The organism is Rhodohalobacter sp. 614A (genome assembly GCF_021462415.1).
In the GTDB taxonomy this organism is placed as follows: Bacteria; Bacteroidota; Rhodothermia; order Balneolales; family Balneolaceae; genus Rhodohalobacter.
Genome location: NZ_JAKEDS010000002.1, coordinates 695,259 through 718,204 on the forward strand (window position 1 = coordinate 695,259; position 22,946 = coordinate 718,204).

Genomic DNA, 22,946 nt, shown 5'->3' on the forward strand with positions numbered 1-22,946 from the left:
CTAAAATACTCTGTGGGTTTGGTGTGATGGGTAATAAATGTGGTTAGTTCACATAAATACGTGCCCCAAATGTTACGGCTTCCAGATATTCCGCATCATCATTTAAGGGGATGTCACCTTCCAGCATTAAATCAACCGGGGCATTTTCAATGTGGTAGTCAATGCCAATCGGCAGTAAAAATGCATTCGAAGTCACATCTTCAGAAATGAATACCGGTTGGTAGTTGAGTCCGCCGTATAAGCTGATGGGATGAAAATCTTTACTGATATTTAATCCGAATTTCAGCCCTGTGTCATACTGACTGTAAACACCGGCAAGTAGTGCCGCAGAAAGATCGGAATTGGGTTCCGATACCAGGTTAAATTCAAGGTGGCCGCCGATATAAACATCATCCTGGAAAGCACCCACTTTAAAATGTCCTGTGATGCCGTGGGTCAGTCCGTATGCGCCTCGGAATATCATCATGAAGTCTTCCTGCTCGGTTAAGGCTACCGGTTGTAACCCTATGGCAAACGTGCCTTCCTGAAGAGTTTGGGCGTTTGAAAAGAAACCATCCTGAGCTTTGGCGGTTTCGGTTACTGAGACGAAACATAGTGTAATCGCCGCAAATAGTAATAGCTTTTTCATAAAAATAATTTAGTTCAAGTTCACAATCTTAGAGTAAAAAAATGATGTTATGTTCCAATTTCTTATGGGTTTAAAGTGATTTTTTAAACGAAGAAGAAATGACCGCCGGGATTTTAAATCTATAACCGGAACAAAACGATGAAAAAAATGCTCTCTTAACTGCCTGGTACTTATAAAAACTTGAAATTTATAGCACTTCGAATTACTATAAATAATTCCATAACCTAATAGAAAACAAATGAATAAGTCTATCTTAACACTCTCTATTCTATTTTTATTGACGGCAAACTTTGCCTATTCCCAAGACATGTCAGACGAAGAAGTGGATGATAAAGGATTCTATCTTGGAGCTTCGTTGATGGGAACCAGTTTTGATATCCCCGATTTTTTTGATGACAAACACACAGGCGGAGGCATAGCCTTGAAGGCGGGATATAATTTTAGTACAAACTTTGCCATCTTTGCTAATCTTGACGGATCCAACATGAGTCCTGATGATGGGGATGATTATACACTGGCCCATTTCGATTTGGGAGTGGAAGGACGGCTTGGAGATAGCAGCAGTAGTTTTCGTCCCTATGGACGGGCTTCATTTCTTGGCGTAGCCGCTACATTTGAAAGTGAGGAAGGGGATGCGGAAATCAGTGGCGGCGGTTTTGGAGCCGGGGTTGGCCTTTATTATTTCGTCAATAACCACTTTGCATTTGAGGTCGGATATACTCACAGTTGGATAAATATTAATGAAGTGTCATTCGGGTCCATTTCTGTTGAGATTGAAGAAACTGCTAATTCGGGAAGACTGGGATTAGGCTTTTCCTATCATTTCTAAATCACTTGAAATTTTTAATGTGTTATAAGGTTTTCCGGTGATCAATCGGGAAACCTTTTTTTTATCTGCCTTACAGAGAAAACGATTTATGAATGCTGAATGTTAATTTCAGTGCGAATGGAACCATTTATTATCGTTAACTTCATTCGCATAACGAGTTTAAAATTTCTAACGAATCAACCAAAAAGAAGTATAAAATGATCTCAGATCTGGACGTAGCAAAACAGGCTGCAAGAGAGGGTGTTCGAGTTATCAAATCATTTCGGGAAAAAGGCATTAAAATCAAGAAAAAAGGTTTCCACGATTTGGTGACGGATGCCGATGTTGAAACCGAAAAAGCAATTATCAAAGTCATAAAGAAGCATTTCCCTGATGATGAAATTCTTGCGGAGGAATCATCCGCTGAAGATGCGATGAGCGATTCGCGCGTATGGATTATTGACCCGATTGACGGTACAACAAATTTTGCCAACGGATTCCCGATTTATTGCGTATCCGTGGCATTGTGGGAAAACAAAGAGCCGAAAGTTGGAATTGTTATCGAGGTAAACCGCGAAGAAGAATTTACGGCCATTGCCGGAGAAGGCGCATGGTTGAACGACGAAGAGATTCATGTATCATCAACTGCTGAATATGAACACGCGTTTATCGGGACCGGCTTTCCCTATAACGATCTCTCTGTTGTGGATTCCTATCTCAAACTATTTCGCAAATTGATGGAAGACGTTCAGGGAATTCGGCGTCCCGGTTCAGCCGCTTATGATTTATGTTGTGTTGCCAGCGGCCGTTTCGACGGGTTTTATGAATATTCTCTCCACATTTGGGATGTTGCAGCTGCGGCATTGATTATTAAAGAAGCTGGTGGAACAGTAACCGACTGGGATGGAAGCGACAAATGGGCATTTGGTGAACGATTTGTTGCCGGGAATTCAGAGGTTCATTTCTATCTTCTTCATAAGATTCAGGAGTTTATCCCGGCTGAACAAAGAAAGGTGGTGACGGAGAGCCTCGATCATAAAAACTCCGCTTCATGAAATGGAGTTTTCCCAATACATAACGTTGCCACATCTGTATCATTTATTAAGCAGCAAAGCAATATCGGCCACAATTTTAGGAATTTGCTTTCTTTTCATATTCAGCATGAACCTGGCAATAGTTAGTCTTTTTCTTATTTCGGTTTTAGCAATTCCTTTTTCACTGTACATGCTTTTTGTTCTGTATAAGTACGAGAAAACTGGCTGGATAGCAGGTTTCATAGTCTGGATTGGAATTTCTTTTGTACCTCGTTTTTTTATCTCGGTTGACAATTTATTCCTGATTGCCTTCAAATATTTGCCGCTGTTTTTCTTTGTTTTGTATACCATTTTACTAAAAGAAAAAGTTGGGGAATGGATTATTGAAATGAAATTTGAACGAGAATCAAACCGACTCAGTCATTCAAAAGGAGATTTATGAACCGAATTGGAATCCGGCACGAAGATAAATATAAATTTGAGCGGAGAACGCCCATCATTCCGGATCACGTAAATGAACTCACCGAAAAGGAAGGTCTCTCATTTTTTGTGGAGAATTCCGAGAAGAGGATTTTCAAAGATCAAGAGTATAAAGATGCCGGAGCTGTGGTAGCGGATGATCTTTCAGAATGTGATGTGATTTTTGGAGTGAAGGAGATGCCGGAGAATTACTTTGAAGAGGGGAAAACTTACGTCTTTTTTTCTCATGTGATAAAGGGGCAGCCCTATAACATGCCGATGCTCAGGCGATTAATGGAGAAAAAAGCGACTCTCATCGATTATGAACGAATTGAGGGAGAAAAAGGACAGAGGCTGATCTTTTTCGGGCGTTATGCGGGGCTTGCCGGAATGATCAATACGCTGTGGACCACCGGCCAAAGGCTTTTGGCAAATGGAATTGAAACTCCGTTCGCAAAACTCCAGCAAACAAGACATTACAATTCGCTGGATGAAGCAAAAGAAAATGTGTTTGAAATTGGCAACGAGATAAAAACTTCAGGATTATCGGAATCGGCCAAGCCATGCGTCATTGCGGTAACCGGAGATGGAAATGTATCGAAAGGAGCTTTGGAAATCCTGGATCTTTTGCCGGGTAAATCTGTCTCGGCGGAACAATTGAAAAATGGTGATTACGAAAAAAATCAGGTGATTATCAAAGTCAATTTGCTGGTCAGTGATTACATGATTCCAAATGGGGATTTTGAATTTGGCCTGCATCATTATATCAATAATCCTGATCAGTATACCTCAACCATTGAAGACTATCTGCCAAATATTGATGTCTTTGTGAATGGAATTTATTGGGATGAGAAATATCCCCGGTTAATCACCAAAAACTGGCTTCGGAAAATGGATGCTTCCAACCGATTGGAGCTAAAAGTAATCGGAGATATTACCTGTGATATTCATGGATCTGTTGAATGTACGGAGATGGCAACTCCAATTGAGGACCCGGTTTTTGTTTATAATCCTCAAACGGATTCCTTCCAAATGGGATTTGAAGGTCGGGGAGTAGCAGTAATGGCCGTCGATATTTTGCCCAGTGAATTGCCGCGAGAAGCATCCGTACACTTCAGCGAAGCTTTAAAACCCTATCTTAAGAATTTTGCTGAGTCGGACTTTTCAAAATCTTTGGATCAACTAAATCTTCCTGATGAGATCAAAAAAGCAATCATCGTTCATAAAGGAGAGCTCACGCCGGATTATAAGTATTTAGAATCAAGTTTGGCAGAATGATTTTGCTTCATTGTTGATTCTGATGGATGAATTATTTAGAATTGATCCAAATTAGAAAACACAGATTACACTAATGATTACGCACAGACACATTCTTTTTATCATCGCCGGTTTCCTTTTTTTCATCTCATGCTCGGATGAAGAAGTCGTGAATATTTACTCATCGCGGCATTACGATACGGATCTTCAACTCTACGAAAATTTTACAGAAAAGACTGGAATTGCAGTCAATTTAATTGAAGGATCCAGTGATGAATTGATCGAAAGAATTAATAATGAAGGAATTAACAGTCCGGCCGATGTGGTCATTACGGTGGATGCAGGCCGCTTGTGGAGAGCAAAAGAGGCCGGTGTTCTCCAATCCTTTGAATCCGATTACTTAAGTGAAACGATTAACGACCAGATGCATGATCCCGAGGGATATTGGGTTGGATTGTCGAAGCGGGTGCGCGGAATTGTTTACAACAAAGAGGCAGTAGATACAACTGATCTGGAAGGATACTGGGAACTTGCAGATGACCAATGGAACGGAAGGATTTGTATGCGGTCGTCCAACAATATTTACAATCAGTCTTTGGTTGCTTCTCTGATTGAAACGTATGGAGAAGAAGAAACAGAAGAGTGGGCAACAAATTTGGTCAATAATTTTGCACGATCTCCACAAGGTGGGGATACCGATCAGATCCAGGCTGTGGCTGCCGGTTTGTGTGATATTGCCATTGTAAATCACTACTATTTGGCTCGTTTGATACGATCAGATTCTGAGGAAGATCGTGAAGTGGCCTCGCAAGTTGCCATGTATTTTCCTGCGGATGAGCATGGTGGGGCTCATGTGAATATCAGTGGAGCAGGTGTGGCAGCAAATTCACCAAATAAAGAAAATGCTATTCGGTTTATTGAATACCTGGCTACTGAAGAAGCCCAGCAATATTATGCAATTGCCAACAATGAATTTCCTGTTTTAACCACGATGGAACTTCCCGAAGTTTTGGGCCAGTTCGGCAATTTTGATACGGATGGAGTGAATGTGGCAATGTATGGTATCAATAATCCAACGGCTATCCGTGTAATGGATCGGGCAGGGTGGAGGTAGCTCTTGACTTAAGACATGTTTTTTTGCTAAAAAATATCGGATTGATCCCAATGGAAATATTGCTGTACATTCAGCATCGTGTCGAAAAAATACCATGTCTAAACAGGCCTATTCGTCAGATGAGGTTTTAGACAAAGAATTCGTTCTTAGCTGGCTCACTCATCCGATGAATCATATTAAGTTTCCTTTTCTTCGGCTTTCCTCGTTTTTGCAATGGATCGGCTCAGGATATAAACGGGCACAAGTCCAACAAGAATGATAGCCAGTGCAGCGCCTGACGATTCTCCCAGTCGTTCATCTGAAGCCAGCCGATAGACCTGAACGGCAAGAGTGTCAAAATTGAATGGCCGGACGATGATTGTTGCCGGCAACTCTTTGATAACATCTACAATTACAAGCATGATGGCTGTAAACAGGCTTCCTGACATCATCGGTACATGAACCTTGCCTAATATTTTTCTGAAACTATATCCCATCCCTTCGGCCGCTTCATCCATGCTTGGGGTTATTTTTCCAAGACTCGCTTCAACCGTGTTGTAAGCCACAGCGAGGAAGCGAACCACATAGGCAAAGATCAGGGCGAAAATGGTTCCGCTTAAAATCAGTCCGGTTGAAACTCCAAATGAATCACGCATCCAGCTATCAATTGTATTGTCGGTCCAGCCGAAGGGAATCAGGATTCCGACAGCAATCACTGATCCCGGAATAGCGTAACCCATAGAGCCAATTCTTGTTGCTGTCCGGGTGATCAAGTTTGGATTCAACCGAACGCCGTAAGCCATAATCAACGCAACCGCAAGCGCCACAAACCCGGCAATGAGAGCAACCAGGATAGTATTAAAACTGAATTCAAAAAAGCGGGAATCAACGGCAATATCGAAGTTGGCGATCATCATATCCGTCAAAATCATCGTCGGGAATACAAAACCAATCAGTACCGGAATAGTACAAAAAATGGTGCTACCCCATGCTTTCCACCCATTTAGCCGGTAAACGGAGAGCCGTTTAAAACGACCGGTGGTTTCGTGCTTCATTTTCATTTTATTCCGGCTTCTTCTTTCGAGAAGGATCAGAAACAGAATAAAAATCAACAGAAAAGCGGCGAGCTGAGCGGCAGCGGCCCGTTCTCCCAAACCAAACCAGGTTCGGTAGATTCCCGTTGTAAATGTCTGAACTCCGAAATAATCAACCGTACCAAAATCATTGAGAGTTTCCATCAAAGCCAATGCCATGCCGGCTGCAATAGATGGACGTGCAAGAGGCAGTGCAATCTTATAAAAACTTTGAAAAGGTGTAGCACCAAGGCTCCGGCTCGCTTCAAGCAGGGACGTCGATTGCTCCAAAAAAGCTGCCCTCGTGATTAAATAAACATAGGGGAAGAAGACAAACGACATCATGATAATGGCCCCGCCAATGGAACGCACATCCGGGAAATAGTAATCGCCAAGTCCCCAGCCGGTGATATCACGAATCATATTTTGAAGGGGACCTGTATAGGCAAGAAAATCGGTGTAGGTATAGGCCATCAGGTAAGCCGGAACAGCCATGGGAAGTATCAACAGCCAATTAAAATATTTGCTGCCGGGGAATCGGCACATGGTAACCAGCCAGGCATTTCCAACGCCCAGAATAAAGACTCCGGTTCCGACACCAATCATGAGAATCAATGAATTCTTGATGTAGTCGGGGAGAACTGTTGAGGCGAGGTGTTGCCAGATATCACCGCTCGGGATAAAAATATTTGCAGCCACTGTTAGAACCGGAATGGAAACCATCAACGCTGCAAAAATGGTGAGAGCGTTCCACCAGCCCGATTCTGATTTGATGGAACCAGTCTTTGGCCAGAAATCACTGTTCTTCGTCATCTCAACAATGTTTCGGATCATTTAAATGGTTTCATTTGTGATTGGATTGTTGATAGAGAAGAAAATTAAATTCTGAATTTCCATTCCGAAGAAGATTTTCCAAACTCTTTTTTCAGAACGAGGTTTGCGGCATGATAACCGCACATTCCGTGAACTCCGCCTCCCGGAGGGGTTGAAGAAGAACAAAAATAAATACCGTCAGCCGGAGTTGCATAAGGGTTTATCCAGTTGACAGGTCTTGAGAAAAGCTGCCAGATATCCTGCCGTCCGCCATTAATATCTCCACCGATATAATTGGCATTGTACTCCTCAAAATCACTTGTATTCATTGTGACTTTCTTCTCAATAACATCTTTAAAACCGGGGGCGAACCGTTCAATCTGGTTTTCAATGATGTCGGTCATATCTTTTGTGGAACCGTTCGGTACATGGCAATATGCCCATAAAGTTTCCTTTTTATTCGGTGTTCGGGTTTTATCAAACAAACTTTGCTGGGCAACCAGTACAAACGGGTTATCGGAATGATTTCCATTTGCTATCTCTTTTTCAGAAGCGGCGATCTCAGCAAAAGTTCCACCAAGATGAACGGTTCCTGCCCGCCGGCATTCAGGATCTTTCCAGGGAACGGGTTCTTTTAAAATATAATCAACCTTAAAAACTCCGGAACCTCTTTTGAATTTTCGCAATTTCCGTTTGTATGAGGATGGAAATTGGTCACCAACAATTAGCGAAACCTGTTGCGGTGTCAGGTCAAACAAAACTGCTTTTGAATCGGGCAGTTCTTTTAGCGACTCAACCTGGAAACCCGTTTCAATTTCGCCGCCTAAAGATTTAAAATATCCTGCCATTGCATTTGCCAACAACTGAGAACCACCTTCGGGCATAGGCCAGCCACCGGTATGTCCCGTTCCGAAGAAAACCAGGCCAATTGCTGTGGTAGCTATTTCATCAAGTGGGAGGATTGAATGAGCAGCCATTCCTGCAAACAATGCTTTTGCCCGATCTGTTTTGAATTTTTTCTGGAACCTCGTGGCTGGCTGAAGTGCTTTCAATCCGAATAAACCCATTTGAACAGGATTTTTGGGAAACGATAACGGACCTAAAAAATCCTTGCTCAAACCATCCCAGTTTTTTTGGATCGGCTTCATCAGCGTTCGATAATAATCCGCATCATCCTCCAAATGAAATGCTGTTTCCTGTAAGTCGTTAAACAAAACTCCGGCGGGTTGGTCGTCCAGCGGATGGACTGCCGGGTGAATCGGATGAATCCATTTCAGCCCAAATTTTCCCAAAGGCAACTTCTTGAGAAATGGGGAAGCAGCGGCCATTGGATGAATGGCAGAACAGATATCGTGAAAAAAACCAGGTTCTATCAATTCTGCGGTTCTCACTCCCCCACCAATAGTTTCCGACGCTTCAAATATTTTAACGGAATAGCCTTCAAGTGCAAGCCGGATACCGGCGGCGAGACCATTGGGTCCCGAGCCTACAACAACAGCATCATAAGAAGAATCTTTTCGTGGCAATGGATTACAATCATTTTGAATCTTAACGGCCTGAAAGATACAAATGATTCACCAAAGCTATAGACCATTTGCCGGGAATTCAGGAGAGAAAGAATTCGAATTTATTCCGACGCTTGCGAAGAAGGAGGATGATTAAACAGCAGTTTTTTGATTTTCCAATCTCCGTATTGATCTCGTTCCCAGTGAATCATTGATCGGGCCCAAAACGTTGAAGAATCACCTTCGGTAGAGATCCATTTTATTGAAAAGCTTCCAACTTCAATGGCTTGTTCTTTCGAAAAATTGATGGATTCCGTTACGTGATCGTACTCGGCACTCTGGTTCATATCAAAGAGGTCTTGATAAAATTCCTGAATGGCAGGTTTCCCTTCAAGCTCAAGAAGTTGCGGCGGGATCATAATCGCATCATCAAAAAAAATGGTCATACATCCTTCAGCATTCAAATCATTCCAATTCTGCCCAAATGTTTCCCAGCTTGCTTGTACGGCATCATAATCTTCAGGCGTATTTGTATCATTTTCACAACTGATTAAAGAAGCCAGCGAAATAAAGGCGAAGAATATATATAAGGATTCTTTCATAGAATTCGGGAATCTGAGAGATTGTGAATGAAAGTTATAATTCTTTCAAGTCAAATACGCATTTTTGGTTTCAGAAAATGGTATAATCTCGATTTTTTTGATTCGAGGAGTTGGAAACAAATCAACAGAAGACATTCTAAGTTCTCGAGTGATCTTTTAAAAACATTTCGGATTTGACTTCTTCTTCCGCAAAGAAGTGGTTTTTTTTATTAGAACGATTCTTCATTACTTTTTACTGCACCATTTAAATAATCGGAATGAATAATCATCCAAAACAATCTCCTGCCATAAATAAAAATGAACATCAGATCCATACGATCTTCATCCGGATATTGATGATTATTTTAACGATCGAATGGGCCTATCTGCTTTATGAAACACAATGGCTGTCACTTTTCCTTGTTTCACTAATTATAATTACACTTTTTGCTCCATCTCTTTTCAAAAGCAAAATGGATTTAGAGTTGCCGGCGGAATTCCATTTTATGGCCGTCATATTTGTTTTTGCATCGCTCTATCTTGGAGAAGTACAAGAGTTTTATCAAAGAATCTGGTGGTGGGATATCGCTTTACACACCACCGCCGGACTCATGATGGGAATTGTAGGGTTTCTGATGGTTTATATTTTAAATGAGAGTAAACATGTTGAGCTTCAAATGAGCGCAGCTTTCATAGCGCTCTTCGCTTTTGTATTTGCCGTATCGATTGGTACAATCTGGGAAATCTATGAGTTTTTTATGGATCAGGTGTTCGGTTTAAACATGCAAAAAGAAATGTTTACGGATCCATCCGGACTTACAGATACCATGTGGGATATGATTGTGAATGCATTAGGAGCATTTGTGATTAGTTTTACAGGGTGGATGTATATCAGAAAGCAAAGACATTTCTTTATAAAATCTCTCATCCAGAAATTCATTGAAAAAAATCCATCCTGGTTTCGAAGATAATATTCTAAAATTTTTTAAAGTGAAGTTGCATTTAAAAAACTGAACTGATAGTTTTCCTTCATGATGAAAAATGGTTTAACAAATAACATTTGGTGGTGGCGCGGTCAAACATACTTTGGCAGTGGAATCACTATGATTTAAACCATACACAGAACGAATTTTAAAACCCACTGCAGTTACTCTGGAGTGGGTTTTTTTTTGGACATATGACATTTAAAACTTTTTCAAAACTTGCCAAGACATACTCAGCGATCCCGGTATCGCGCAGAATGCTGGCCGACATTTTAACGCCCGTTTCCCTTTTTCTTTCCATTCGCGAAGGGGCAAAATATCCATTTCTTCTCGAATCTGTTGAAGGTGGAGAGCATTTGGCGAGATACTCATTTATTGGCTGCAATCCGTATCAGGTTCTCTATGTGGATGATGAAAATGTAAAGCTTATTAATCCCCAAAAAGAGGAAACAGCGCTACTTCAGGAATCCTATTTTGATGCGTTAAATCGTCTGGTACATCAGCATACGGAGCCAAAATTGCCCGAACTACCCAGGTTGACGGGAGGTGCTGTCGGGTTTTCTTCATATGATACCGTACGCGATGTTGAACATCTGCCGGATGTACCAGAAAACGATCTTCATACGCCCGAAGCCATCTGGTCTTTTTATGATGAGGTCTATGCTTTTGATCACGTGAAGCAGCAAATTGTTTTAATGAAAACGATTTTTGTTGATGAAGAAACGGATCTAAAGAAGGCTTACGATTCAGCAATTGAGGCTTTGGATCGAATGGAGAACTCTGCCGTACGTCAGGTAAAAAAGGGTGAGGCATTTAATCTGGATGCAAAAAATCTTTCGAGCAATATGGATCAGGATAAATTCCATTCCATGGTGCAAAAGGGAAAGGAATATATTTATGAAGGCGATATTTTCCAGGTTGTTCTCTCCCAAAGGTTTGAAGTTCCGTTCGAAGGCGACAGTTTTACTCTTTACAGGGCATTAAGAATGGTGAATCCGTCACCCTATCTTTTTTATCTCGATTTTGATGGATTCTCCCTGGTTGGATCGTCTCCAGAAGTTTTGGTTCGCGTAACTGAATCGGAAGTAAGGCTTCTGCCCATCGCCGGAACACGAGCGCGTGGAAAGACCCATGAGGAAGATTTAGCTCTTGAAGAAGATTTGAAGAAAGATCCAAAAGAGATTGCTGAACACATTATGCTGGTTGATTTGGGAAGAAACGACCTTTCGCGTGTATGCAAATCCGGCACCGTTCATTTAGAACGAAACCAAAGCATTGAGCGGTTTTCTCACGTCATGCATATTGTCTCCGATGTTGTAGGAAAAATCGCAGATGACAGAAATTCGGTTGATGCCCTTATGCAATGTTTTCCTGCCGGTACGGTCAGCGGGGCGCCAAAAATCCGGGCTATGGAAATCATTGATGAACTGGAGCCGACCAAACGCGGACCTTATGCCGGTGCAGTCGGGTACTTCGATTTTTCTGGAAATATGGATACTTGTATCGCTATCCGGACGATGCTGGTTACAGGAGATCGGGTTTACATCCAGGCGGGAGCGGGAATTGTGGCCGACAGTGATCCTCAAAAAGAATTTGAAGAAACGAAAAACAAAGCCGGCGCTTTAGTTGAAGCATTAAGCGTTGCACTTGAAATCACAACTTAGAAATTGATTAACTTAAGCTGTTAAATTTTTGATGTAAACCATGAGTGATCAGAAAACCATTTTATCGGGAATTCAACCCTCCGGAAAACTGCATATCGGCAACTATTTTGGAGCCATGAGGCAGCATATCCGAATGCAAAAGGAGGGAGATGCTTTTTATTTTCTTGCGAACTACCACACACTTACTTCCATCAATGATGGTGAATTGCTGAGGCAGTACACACTCGACGTTGTTCTTGACTATTTGGCTCTGGGATTGGATCCCAATGAGTGTACTTTTTTTGCCCAATCAGATGTACCGCAGACAACAGAGCTTGCTTGGATTCTGGGTTGCGTAGCACCGGTTTCACTCATGGAAAAAGGTGTGGCTTATAAAGATAAAGTCGCCCAGGGATTGCAACCGAATGTTGGCCTGTTCAGTTATCCGATATTACAGGCCGCCGATATTCTGATTTATCATTCCGATTTGGTTCCGGTTGGGGAAGATCAAAAACAGAATATTGAGATCTGCCGTGACCTTGCTGGAAAACTGAATCGCGCTTTTGATGCAGAACTTCTGAAATTGCCCGAGGAATATATTGTGAAAAGTGTTGCTGTTGTCCCGGGAATTGACGGCCGAAAGATGAGTAAATCTTATAATAACACCATCCAGATTTTTGATGAAGGCAAATCCCTGAAAAGCAAAGTGATGTCCATTCAAACGGACTCAACTCCGCTGGAAGAGCCAAAAGATCCCGAAACCTGCAACGTTTTTGCTTTGATTAAACTCTTTGCCGCAGATGACAAAAGGGAAGAAATAGCCGAGAAATATCGGGCGGGCGGATATGGATATGGCCATGCCAAAAAAGAATTATTGGGAATGATTACGGGTTACTTTTCCGAAGCCCGTGAAAAGCGAAAAGAATTGGTAAAGGACATGGATTATGTCCACGATGTACTAAAAGAAGGCGGAAAAAAAGCACGTGAACGCGCAGAATCCGTTATGGAACCGATACGATCAAACACAGGACTTTATAGAAGTTTTAAATGATGTAGATACTGAATATTGAGTACTCCGTATCAAGTATCAAGATACGTTCTACTCATATTCGTTGTTCTCAATCCTTGTAATTATGCATTGATTGTAGATGTTAAATTTGAATTCCATTTATATGTATGAACGCAGAAATCAAATCTCCTTACAGAAAATCTCAATACTTACTACTTGATACTCGATACTAAATGATATTGATAATCGACAATTACGACTCTTTTACCTATAACCTTGTGCATATAGTTGCGACGGAAACAGACGATTACAAGGTAATTCGAAACGATGCAATGTCGGTCGAAGAAGTGAAGGCACTTAACCCGGATAAAATTTTGATTTCACCGGGGCCGGGCCGACCCGAAGATGCCGGTATTACTGAAGATTTAATTCGTGAACTTGGACCTGAAATTCCTGTACTCGGCGTTTGCCTTGGTCACCAGGCCATTGGCGATGTATTCGGTGCCAAAGTGGTATACGCACCAAGTTTGATGCACGGGAAGACATCCGAGATTTTTCATGATGGAAAATCAGTTTTTAAAGGGGTTGAAGATGGATTTACAGCAACGCGATATCACTCTTTGGTATTGGCTCCGGAAACGATTCCTGATGATCTTGAGATCTCAGCAAAGACAGAAGATGGAGTGATCATGGGAGTTCGTCATAAGTCGTTTCCAATTGAAGGAATTCAGTTTCATCCCGAAAGTATTTTGACAACTGAAGGGCCGAAAATTGTAAAGAACTGGTTAAAGTCTTCATATCAAAAAGTAAAAGCCTAATAAACGTTACGCATTGTGAATAAATCATTTACAGAAATACTTGAAAAAATTTCTATGCATGATCATTTGACAGATCATGAGGCTTCTTTGGCTATGAAGCTTATTCTGCATGGGGATATATCCGACGAAGAAATTGCTGCTTTTTTACTTGGCATGAGAATGAAAGGAGAAACGGTTGTTGAACTCACGTCATTCGTCCAGGAGATGCGTTCTGTTGCCGTTCCGGTTGAAGTGGATACCAAACATGCGGTGGATTTATGCGGTACCGGTGGCGACAAATCCGGTACATTTAACATTTCTACAACAGCGATGTTCATTGTTGCCGGGGCCGGAGTTCCCGTTTTAAAACATGGAAACCGGAGTGTTTCCAGCAAAAGCGGAAGTTATGATGTTCTTGAACTTCTCGGAGCCGTTCCGAATCTTCAAAAAAAGCAGGTAGAAGAGTTATTCAATAAAACGGGAATGGCATTTATGTTTGCGCCAAATTTTCATCCGGCGATGAAATACGTAATGCCCGCACGCCGCGCTTTAAAAATGAGAACATTTTTCAATATTCTTGGGCCGCTCGTTAATCCGGCAAATGTGAAATGCCAGGTGATTGGAGCTTTTAATAAGGAGACGGCAAAGAAAATGATCCAAATTCTCGGAAATTTACACACAGAAAATGCTTATACCGTCAATGCACATGATGGTTTGGATGAGGTAAGCACAACGTCTCAAAGCGAAATTTTTGAACTAAAAACCCATCTGAGCGGTGATTCCGTGACTTTCGATCCCATTTCCCTGGGATATGAAAAAACGGATCATAATTCTCTTCTTGGAGGAGATGCAAAACAAAATGCTCAAATCCTGATGAATGTGCTTGAAGGAAAATCAACAAAAGCACAGCGGGATATTGCAGAACTGAATGCATTGTTTGCCATCCGGGCGTCCAATATTACAGATGATCTCGAAGAAGCGAAAGAGATGGCCGTACGAAGTATCGATTCCGGTGAAGCCGGGAAAAAGCTGGATCAGTTTATTAAAGAATCACAAGCGATTGCAGCGGGATAGATATGGCTGATATTCTAAAAAAAATTACGGGTCAAACCTTCGAGGATCTCAAGAAACGTAAGCGAGAAATTTCATTTCGTGATTTGGAATCCCTTCGCGGATATGAGAAGGAAAGGCTGGATTTTGCCGGAGCATTGAAAACAGATTCAGTTTCAATCATATCCGAGATAAAAAAAGCGTCTCCTTCCAAAGGTATTATTCGGGATGATTTTGATCCGAAAAAAATAGCGGAGGCTTATGTCGAAAATGGGGCATCAGCCATTTCTGTATTGACAGACGAGCCATTTTTTAAAGGCTCTTTGAAATATCTTGAAACTGTTTCAGAAGATTGTCCGATTCCATTGCTGCGCAAAGATTTCATCATAGATCCGTATCAAATAAAAGAAGCAAAATCTTACGGTGCAGATGCTGTACTTTTGATCGTAACGATGTACGAAGGAAGTCAACTTTCTGAGCTTCTTGCTGCGGCAAAAGAGTTTGAATTAGATGCATTGGTTGAATGCTATGAGCGTGAGGAAGTTGAAAATCTGGAATGGAAGGGAATTGAAATTTTAGGTGTAAATAACCGTGACCTGAAAACCTTTGAAGTTAACTTGCATCGCGGAATTGAACTTTTGCAATTGGCCCCCGATGAGGTCGTAACTGTCTCTGAAAGTGGAATACATAATCCGGATGATTTACTGAAGTTGTATAAAAACGGAATTCAATCTGCTTTGATCGGCGAGCATTTTATGAAACAACCGGATATTGGAGCGGGGTTAAGAAGCTTTTTAGAGGAGTTTGAAGAATTGAAATCCAGAGATATTTCCACAGAGGAAGTTTGATTTATGAGTGATTCATCAAACAAAAGAACAAAAGTTAAAATTTGCGGCATAACAACTCTGGAGGATGCACGGTTTGCATCGGGTGCTCTTGCTGATTATCTCGGATTCATTTTTTACGATAAAAGTCCCAGGTATATTGAACCGGCAAAGGCCGGCGCTATTATCAATTGGATTGAAGGTCCGCAAAAAGTTGGCGTTTTTGTGAATCAGCCGTTGGATGATGTGAATGAAATTGCAATGCGAACAGGAATCGATTTGGTTCAGCTCCACGGCGATGAATCACCGGGATATTGCGATATGATCAATTTTCCTGTGATTAAAGTTTTTCATATCACCAAACAAACAAACTCCGGGGATTTGGTGTCTGAAATTGAAGCCTATAAAAATTCAGCCGATTACTTTTTGTTTGATACGAAAATTGATGATCTCTACGGTGGAACCGGTCAGACTTTTGATTGGTCGTTAATACAGGATTTATCTTTGGGGAAACCATTTTTTCTTTCTGGAGGATTGAATCCCGGAAATGTTGCAGAGGCTATTAAAAAAGTATCTCCGGATGTGGTAGATCTCTCCAGCGGATTGGAGGAAGCACCCGGTCTCAAAGATTTTGATAAAATTGAAACGTTCTTTGATGTGATGCGAGACATCTGGGAAGAACAAGAATCGTAGGATAATTTTATAGTGATAAATAGACTGGAGATTGCTTCGCTCTGCTCGCAATGACTTAATTTATTTGGTCATTGCGAAGGAGCACTGCGACTGTGGCAATCTCCTCATGACTTAATAAAACCTAAATGAAATACACAGCACCCACAAAAACAGGTTACTTTGGCGATTATGGCGGAAAGTTTGTCCCCGAAATTTTGATTCCGGCTCTGGATGAATTGGAAGCTGCTTATGAAGAGACTCAAAATGATCCTCTTTTTCAGAAGGAGTATCATGATCTGCTTCGGGAATATGTTGGCCGGCCGACAAAGCTGACTTTCGCAAACCGTCTCACTGACTATTACGGCAAGGCCAAAATCTATCTCAAAAGAGAAGATTTATGCCATACGGGAGCCCATAAAATTAATAATGCGATTGGCCAACTTTTGCTTGCCAGGAAAATGGGTAAACGCCGGATCATTGCCGAAACCGGGGCAGGTCAGCACGGTGTAGCCACGGCAACTGCTTGCGCAAAATTCGGTTTCGATTGTGTGATTTACATGGGGGCTGAAGATATGGAGCGGCAAAAGCTAAATGTTGATCGCATGCAATTGCTCGGTGCCGAGGTTCGATCGGTAGAAAGTGGCTCAAAGACTTTGAAAGATGCCACAAACGAAGCAATTCGCGATTGGGTGACGAATGTGGACGATACGTTTTATATCATTGGGTCGGTGGTCGGGCCGCACCCATATCCTATGATGACCCGAAATTTTCAAAAGGTAATTGGCGAGGAAACCAAAGATCAGATCCGAAAAGCTGAAGGGAAATTGCCGGATTATCTTGTTGCGTGTGTGGGCGGCGGAAGTAATGCCATCGGTTTTTTCTATCCTTTTATTGAAGATGAAGACGTAAAAATGATCGGGCTTGAAGCCGCAGGTTTGGGAGCGGATACGAACCAGACGGCAGCAACACTTACCAAAGGGACTCCGGGTGTACTACACGGTTCTCTAAGCTATCTTCTGCAAAGTGATGAGGGCCAAATTCAACTGGCCCATTCCATCAGTGCCGGATTGGATTATCCCGGCATAGGCCCCGAACATTCCTATCTACATGATTCGAAACGAGTTCATTATCACGCTGTGACTGATAGCGAAGCAATGGAAGCGGTCGAATTGATCTCAAGAAAAGAAGGAATTATTCCTGCCATTGAGAGTGCACATGCATTTGCATATCTCGAGAAGTTGATGCCGATGACTCAGAAAGACGAGATTATTATAGTAAACTGTTCGGGTCGTGGAGATAAAGACATGAAAACAATATCCGAGTGGTTTTCTCAGTAAGATTTCAGAATGTTGTTATATAATCAGTTTAGCTGAGGTTAGCTCTTTATCAGCTTTCTCACCACTTTTGAGGTCAGGTCTTTAGGCTCTTTTTCATACATAACGGTATTTCAGAAGGACCAGAATGAAAGATGTAATCCTGTTCCGCCTGATCTATTCTGATTTTTGCGGCTATGAAATCTAGCTGATTTTAAAACATATTGTTTATTTGCAGCTACAGTTTTATTTGAGTTAAATACTCCTTCACTTGTACAACTTTTTCATGACTCTCATCATAATTTTCTTGAAATATTGAAAGACTTTTCTCAAATAGATCTATAGCACCTTCAGTTTCCATATTCATCATTTTTAGCCTTCCATATTCCATATAAAACTCTCCGGTTCTATAGTGATCGGGTGTAAATTTGTCCGTAATAATAGATTCTGCTTCAGAAAACAGTTGTTCAGCTTGTACAAAATTATTCTGGTCTCTGGTTACGGCAGCTAATTTTACAAGATCAATTGCAATTTCTGAGTGATCGTCTCCTAACACTTTCTTATCCCGCTCAACAACTTCTTCAAAGAGTGTATGGGCTTGTTCAAGTTCATTCATTCTATAGTACAGATCAGCCAGATTATAGAGAACGACCGTTATTTCAGAGTGGTCGGATTCCAGGTAATTATCCATGATAGAAAGTGCATCATTGTAAAGATCCACGGCTTGGGTTAACTGACTGGTTGCGGCTTTTACAAGTGCTAGTCTGTTGATAATGGCAACGTAATCAAGGCTGTCTGTTAAAGCATTTCTTTCAAACAGCTGAAGGGCATCAGTCTGCATTTTTCCCGATTCCTCGTATTTTCCCATCCGGTAGAGAAGCAGACCGTATGAACTAAATGTTCGAATATGTTGTGGGTGATTTTCTCCCAACAATCGTTGTTTTAAACTTATCCCTTTTTGATAGTACTCCTCAGATTTTGCAAGATTTGAACGGTCTGAATAGTACAAAGCAAGCGAATTATAAACATTTGCCAATTGTAGATGGTTATCCCCATACTTTTCTCGAAGCCTTTCTTCAGCCGACAACAAATTGATTTCTGCCTCATCAAAAAGTTCTTGTCTATTCTGCATACCGGCCAGGCTTATGAGTGTATTGATGGCCGATAAATCATTTTTTGCATCAAGTTTTTCATACAATTGCAAAGCCTGAATCAAATATTTAGCCGCATGTTCATAATTCATGCTATTGCTGTAAATCAATCCTATTTCGTAGTATCCATTCGCTACTTCAAGAGATTCTTTTCCATGTACGGTTTCATTGATCAACAGGGCATTATTCATCCAAACAAGAGCAGATTCATATTCTCCCTGTATCCGGTCCAGACGGGCTATCAGAGTCATGTTTTCAGCTACTGCCGGATGATCTTCTCCATACAACGCAATGGTTTTTTCCAGTGATTTATTAATCAACTCTTTCGCTTGTTCGTATTCACCTAACCCGATAAGGGCTTTGCCTATTACAGTTTGCATTTCTGTATAAATTTCGGGTTCATCAACAAGCTCGGTTTCAATATTTAAAATACCGGCCTCAAGAAGCTGATTTACCGTAACAGTTCTCCCAATGTTTTCTTCATAGTAGGGATTACTGGCATTAAAAAGTGTGGTTGTAAACTCTTTGATCCGTGTTGCTTTTTTGGCCTCCTGTTGAGCAATGTCTCGCTGCTTTTCTATTTGATAGATATGATAAATCCCGAAGCTTCCCACTGCGGCTAAAATAATCATGATGGTTGTAAGAACCGTTTTATGCCGCTTGGTAAATTTTGTTACTCTATACCGGATCGTTCCTTTTCGGGCAAAAAGTGGCAATCGCTTTTGATATCGATCGATATCTTCAAGCAGTTGTTCTACTGAATTATACCTATAGTTGGGTTCTTTGCGAATCGCTTTCAGAACTACAGCATCAAGGTCACCATAAAGCTTTTTGCGAAGTCCTGCCGGAGACGTCTTTCTTCGTTTGGCAATCTTTTGAGGAGGCCCATTTTTAAGAGATTGGCTGGGTAGTATCGGCACACCTTCCAATATGGTTCTTTCAATAGCAGAAATTTCCATCCCGCTTACATCCAGCGGATAAGTATCGGTCAGCAATTTGTGAAGTAAAACACCAAGTGCATAAACATCTGTCGTGACCGTTATGGTTTCGTTTTTGATTTGTTCGGGTGCTGCATATTGAGGGGTCCAGAATTTCTGCCCGGTCCGGGTTTCCAAAAGGTCTATATCCGTAAAGGCCGGGTCGAGGAGTTTTGCCACTCCAAAGTCCAGTATTTTAACAATGCCATCTTGATTTACATAGATATTTTGTGCTTTCAAGTCTCGATGTACAATCAGGTTACCGTGTGCATACTGAACGGCCGAGCAAATAGTCCTGAAGAGTTCAATACGTTCGTCTGTTGTCAACCGGTATTTGTTACAATATTCATCAACAGGGATACCATCAATAAATTCCATAACCAGGTAAGGAGTGCCTTCTTGTGTAATTCCCCCATCATATAGACGGCAAATATTTGGGTGATGAAGACGTGCCAAAATTTCCTGTTCTATCCGAAATCGTTTGATATTATCTTCACTCTCAACTTCTTTTCGGATCATCTTAACAGCCACTTCCTGATGGAATTGGCTATCCGAACGTTCTGCTTTGAAAACACTTCCCATACCTCCTGTACCCACAAGATCAGTGATCTGATAGTGCCCGATTTTTTTTCCAATCATTTTATTTCTCGATGAGATTTTTTGAAACTGATTGTAAAGTTCGGAAATCGTATCCTCACTAATTTCAAGTTCAGCCAAAAAATTTTCCTCTTCAGATTCTCGGATGGATTTTAAAAGCTGAAGAATTTCGTTCCGCAGTTCGTGATCATTCCCACAAATATTTGTGATATAATTCTGTCTCTCAGTATCCGTAAGTGTCAGAGCTTTATGGGCAATAGTTTTAATACGCTGCCAGCGTTCCGCTTCCATCTGATCTCCATCTAATAGAAAATGCAAGGTTTTTTACTGCAGATGAGTGAAATACATCTAGTTTACAGGGAGATACTGTTTTTTTAGTCTTTGATATAACCATCCCCTTGCAGTCACCCAATCTCTTTTAATCGTGCGTGCTGATAAATTTAATACCTTAGCAATATCATTGATTTTCATATCTCCGAAGTAACGGTAAACAACGATTTTTGCTAACCGGTCGTCAAATTTTTCAAGTTCACCCAGCGCGTCATCAATTAGTATTAATTCCTCTTCTGTTTGGTGTTCTGTACTTATAATTTCATCGATATAGGTAACCTCATTTTTCTTACCACCTCTTTTTTGGGCTCCTTTTTTTCGAGCATGGTCGATAAGAACATGGCGCATGGCCTGTGAGGCTACGGCATAAAAATGAGCCCGGTCATTCAGCGACATTGTCTCTTGAGATGTGAGCTTCAAATATACCTCGTGAACCAAATCAGTTTTTGAAAAGGTATGGTCAGGCGACTGCCCCTTCATCTGGCGTTGAGCCAAAAGTTTGAGGCGGTCATAGACTAGTGGGAAAAGTTTATTAAAAGCTGATTCTGATCCTTCCTGAATCTGATTTAACCACCCTGTGATATCCCCTGTACTATTCATGCTTTGCTATTTCAATCAGTTAGTATCCTGGCAAACCATCGATTTGTCACTTTTTTGGTAGGTCTTTCGTGTTCATAATAAACACTATCTCTGGATCTCCGGAATTTTCATCAGTGAGGACTGAAAAGATTCAGAAAGTGTATTAGAAATTGATTGACTAAATAAGAATTCACTCTAACAGCATGAACCTGGAATAGTTCCAATTTCTGTTGAATCAATCAAGATTATAGAATCAAAACAAGTCTGAAATTCAAATCACTATACGTAAGAAAATGATGAGACCAAAAAGAATCAACGTCTCCCTTTTTTAAAACTGATGGCATTGGATTTGACGAATGACTCTTGCGAACCAACTGAAGAGCTTAATCTCAAAATTTCTATAAACTAAAATTATAACAAAGAATAGTGAAATAAATACAAATGAAACAGATTATCAGTTTTAGTGTCATTTTTATACTGGCAGGTTTTGTAGCCTGCAAGGGGCCTACAGATTCAAATAATTCACCAGATCCATCTGATCCGGCTCCGAAGCCGGAGGCCACTTTCGAAGGGTTAGGAGATCTATCAGGAGGTGATTTTCAGAGTTCTGCAATATCAACATCGGCAGATGGTTCTGTCGTAGTTGGGTTCAGCAGTTCCACAAATGGTACAGAGGCATTTCGCTGGGAAAATGGTAAAATGGAAGGGCTGGGCGACCTTCCCGGAGGAGATTTTTACAGCGTTGCCCGTGATGTCTCCGCCGACGGTTCAGTTATAATTGGAACCGGAACTCTGGGTGATTTTCCCTCACAAATTGAAGCTTTCAGATGGGAGAGGGGAGTTATGGAAGGCTTGGGGCAACTGAAAATCGACATTGAGTATTCAGACGCACGCGGCGTATCAGCCGATGGAAGTATTGTGGTGGGCCTTGCCTCTTCTGCAAATGGCACAGAAGCGTTTCGCTGGGAAAATGGCATTATGACCGGGCTGGGAGATTTTCCAAGTGGAGATTTTCTTTCCATTGCTTCTGATATTTCTGCAGATGGTTCTGTTGTTGTGGGCTACGGACAGTGGGGAACAGTGTATAACGAGATTGAAGCCTTTCGATGGAAAGATGAGATAATGGCCGGTTTGAGTGGTTTGCCCGGTGCCGATTTGAATTCCAATGCTTACGCTGTTTCAGCCGATGGGGCGGTAGTGGTTGGGAGAAGTAATTCTGCAAATGGAAATCAAGCCTTCCGCTGGGTTCGCGGCGATATTGAAGGTCTTGGGGATTTAGCCGGCGGCACCTATTCCAGTCTTGCACACGATGTTTCGGAAGACGGCTCAATAGTAGTAGGCAGAGGAAATTCTTCAATTGGCAACGAAGCGTTCATCTGGACAGAGTCGGAAGGGATGCAAAATCTGCAAGATGTACTGGAGAATGAATATAATCTGAATTTATCCGGATGGACACTTTCAGCGGCTTTCGGTATTTCTGATGACGGCATGGTGATTGTGGGAACTGGTACAAACCCGAATGGCGAGACCGAAGCCTGGCGTGCTTTTTTGGGAGAGCCAGGACATAACGAAACAACGAAGATCCAATAAACAATATTCAGTAAAATGTTCAGCAGACAAATTAAATTCATATCTATTATTGCAATTGTACTAACGGGAGTTATCTCATGTGAAGGACCCGTGGGGCCGACAGGCCCACAAGGTGAGTCAGGTAAGCAAGGGCCACGGGGAGAAGAAGGGGCAGTCGGTTCAGCAAACGTGACATCATAC

Annotated in this window: 19 protein-coding genes; 13 read left to right on the top strand and 6 right to left on the bottom strand. The window is 41.6% G+C overall.

What is annotated here, in order from left to right; all coding sequences use genetic code 11:
* Nucleotides 1–43: 43 nt before the first annotated feature.
* Nucleotides 44–628, bottom strand: coding sequence for a hypothetical protein (locus tag L0B18_RS11735; protein ID WP_234571970.1), 585 nt, complete (start codon nt 626–628; stop codon nt 44–46).
* Between the two features lie 238 nt (nt 629–866).
* Between L0B18_RS11735 and L0B18_RS11740 the strand changes: the two genes are divergently transcribed.
* From L0B18_RS11740 to L0B18_RS11755, 4 genes are all read left to right on the top strand, one after another.
* The gene (locus L0B18_RS11740; protein ID WP_234571971.1) at nt 867–1,457 is read left to right on the top strand and encodes an outer membrane beta-barrel protein; all 591 of its coding nucleotides are present in this window, start codon (nt 867–869) and stop codon (nt 1,455–1,457) included.
* Between the two features lie 197 nt (nt 1,458–1,654).
* Nucleotides 1,655–2,491 carry an inositol monophosphatase family protein gene (locus L0B18_RS11745; RefSeq protein ID WP_234571972.1) on the top strand — a complete coding sequence of 279 codons (837 nt, stop codon included), beginning with the start codon at nt 1,655–1,657 and terminating at the stop codon, nt 2,489–2,491.
* Between the two features lie 417 nt (nt 2,492–2,908).
* Nucleotides 2,909–4,207: a bifunctional lysine ketoglutarate reductase /saccharopine dehydrogenase family protein gene (locus tag L0B18_RS11750; RefSeq protein ID WP_234571973.1), complete on the top strand. Its 1,299-nt coding sequence runs from the start codon at nt 2,909–2,911 to the stop codon at nt 4,205–4,207.
* A gap of 73 nt (nt 4,208–4,280) precedes the next feature.
* Nucleotides 4,281–5,300, top strand: coding sequence for a Fe(3+) ABC transporter substrate-binding protein (locus L0B18_RS11755; protein ID WP_234571974.1), 1,020 nt, complete (start codon nt 4,281–4,283; stop codon nt 5,298–5,300).
* A gap of 176 nt (nt 5,301–5,476) precedes the next feature.
* Here L0B18_RS11755 and L0B18_RS11760 read toward each other — a convergent pair whose 3' ends face one another.
* The 3 genes from L0B18_RS11760 to L0B18_RS11770 all read right to left on the bottom strand — a co-directional run bounded on the left by L0B18_RS11760 (nt 5,477) and on the right by L0B18_RS11770 (nt 9,272).
* Nucleotides 5,477–7,186 (bottom strand): ABC transporter permease, encoded by a 1,710-nt coding sequence (locus L0B18_RS11760; protein ID WP_234571975.1) that lies wholly within the window; start codon nt 7,184–7,186, stop codon nt 5,477–5,479.
* Nucleotides 7,187–7,230: 44 nt separating this feature from the next.
* Entirely contained in the window at nt 7,231–8,691 is a 1,461-nt protein-coding gene (locus L0B18_RS11765; RefSeq protein ID WP_234571976.1) for a phytoene desaturase family protein, read from the bottom strand.
* Nucleotides 8,692–8,792: 101 nt separating this feature from the next.
* Nucleotides 8,793–9,272, bottom strand: coding sequence for a YybH family protein (locus tag L0B18_RS11770; RefSeq protein WP_234571977.1), 480 nt, complete (start codon nt 9,270–9,272; stop codon nt 8,793–8,795).
* 335 nt (nt 9,273–9,607) lie between these two features.
* On the opposite strand from L0B18_RS11770, the gene L0B18_RS11775 reads away from it, so the two are divergent.
* The 8 genes from L0B18_RS11775 (at nt 9,608) to trpB (ending at nt 17,566) form a co-directional block, all read left to right on the top strand.
* Nucleotides 9,608–10,222: a hypothetical protein gene (locus tag L0B18_RS11775; RefSeq protein ID WP_234571978.1), complete on the top strand. Its 615-nt coding sequence runs from the start codon at nt 9,608–9,610 to the stop codon at nt 10,220–10,222.
* A 206-nt stretch (nt 10,223–10,428) separates the two neighbouring features.
* Nucleotides 10,429–11,898: an anthranilate synthase component I gene (trpE, locus tag L0B18_RS11780; protein WP_234571979.1), complete on the top strand. Its 1,470-nt coding sequence runs from the start codon at nt 10,429–10,431 to the stop codon at nt 11,896–11,898.
* A 40-nt stretch (nt 11,899–11,938) separates the two neighbouring features.
* Nucleotides 11,939–12,928, top strand: coding sequence for a tryptophan--tRNA ligase (gene trpS / locus L0B18_RS11785; protein ID WP_234571980.1), 990 nt, complete (start codon nt 11,939–11,941; stop codon nt 12,926–12,928).
* Nucleotides 12,929–13,119: 191 nt separating this feature from the next.
* A complete protein-coding gene (locus tag L0B18_RS11790; protein WP_234571981.1) occupies nt 13,120–13,704 on the top strand; it encodes an anthranilate synthase component II in 585 nt (194 codons plus the stop codon).
* A 15-nt stretch (nt 13,705–13,719) separates the two neighbouring features.
* The gene (trpD, locus tag L0B18_RS11795) at nt 13,720–14,757 is read left to right on the top strand and encodes an anthranilate phosphoribosyltransferase (RefSeq protein WP_234571982.1); all 1,038 of its coding nucleotides are present in this window, start codon (nt 13,720–13,722) and stop codon (nt 14,755–14,757) included.
* A gap of 2 nt (nt 14,758–14,759) precedes the next feature.
* Nucleotides 14,760–15,581: an indole-3-glycerol phosphate synthase TrpC gene (gene trpC, locus L0B18_RS11800; protein ID WP_234571983.1), complete on the top strand. Its 822-nt coding sequence runs from the start codon at nt 14,760–14,762 to the stop codon at nt 15,579–15,581.
* Between the two features lie 3 nt (nt 15,582–15,584).
* Nucleotides 15,585–16,250, top strand: a complete 666-nt coding sequence (locus L0B18_RS11805) for a phosphoribosylanthranilate isomerase (protein WP_234571984.1) — start codon at nt 15,585–15,587, stop codon at nt 16,248–16,250.
* Between the two features lie 125 nt (nt 16,251–16,375).
* Nucleotides 16,376–17,566, top strand: coding sequence for a tryptophan synthase subunit beta (trpB, locus tag L0B18_RS11810; RefSeq protein ID WP_234571985.1), 1,191 nt, complete (start codon nt 16,376–16,378; stop codon nt 17,564–17,566).
* A 214-nt stretch (nt 17,567–17,780) separates the two neighbouring features.
* Here the strand turns inward: trpB and L0B18_RS11815 are convergent, their stop codons facing one another.
* Nucleotides 17,781–20,585 carry a serine/threonine-protein kinase gene (locus L0B18_RS11815; protein ID WP_234571986.1) on the bottom strand — a complete coding sequence of 935 codons (2,805 nt, stop codon included), beginning with the start codon at nt 20,583–20,585 and terminating at the stop codon, nt 17,781–17,783.
* Between the two features lie 30 nt (nt 20,586–20,615).
* Entirely contained in the window at nt 20,616–21,197 is a 582-nt protein-coding gene (locus tag L0B18_RS11820) for a sigma-70 family RNA polymerase sigma factor (RefSeq protein WP_234571987.1), read from the bottom strand.
* Nucleotides 21,198–21,617: 420 nt separating this feature from the next.
* Between L0B18_RS11820 and L0B18_RS11825 the strand changes: the two genes are divergently transcribed.
* Entirely contained in the window at nt 21,618–22,766 is a 1,149-nt protein-coding gene (locus L0B18_RS11825) for a hypothetical protein (protein ID WP_234571988.1), read from the top strand.
* Nucleotides 22,767–22,946: the final 180 nt, after the last annotated feature.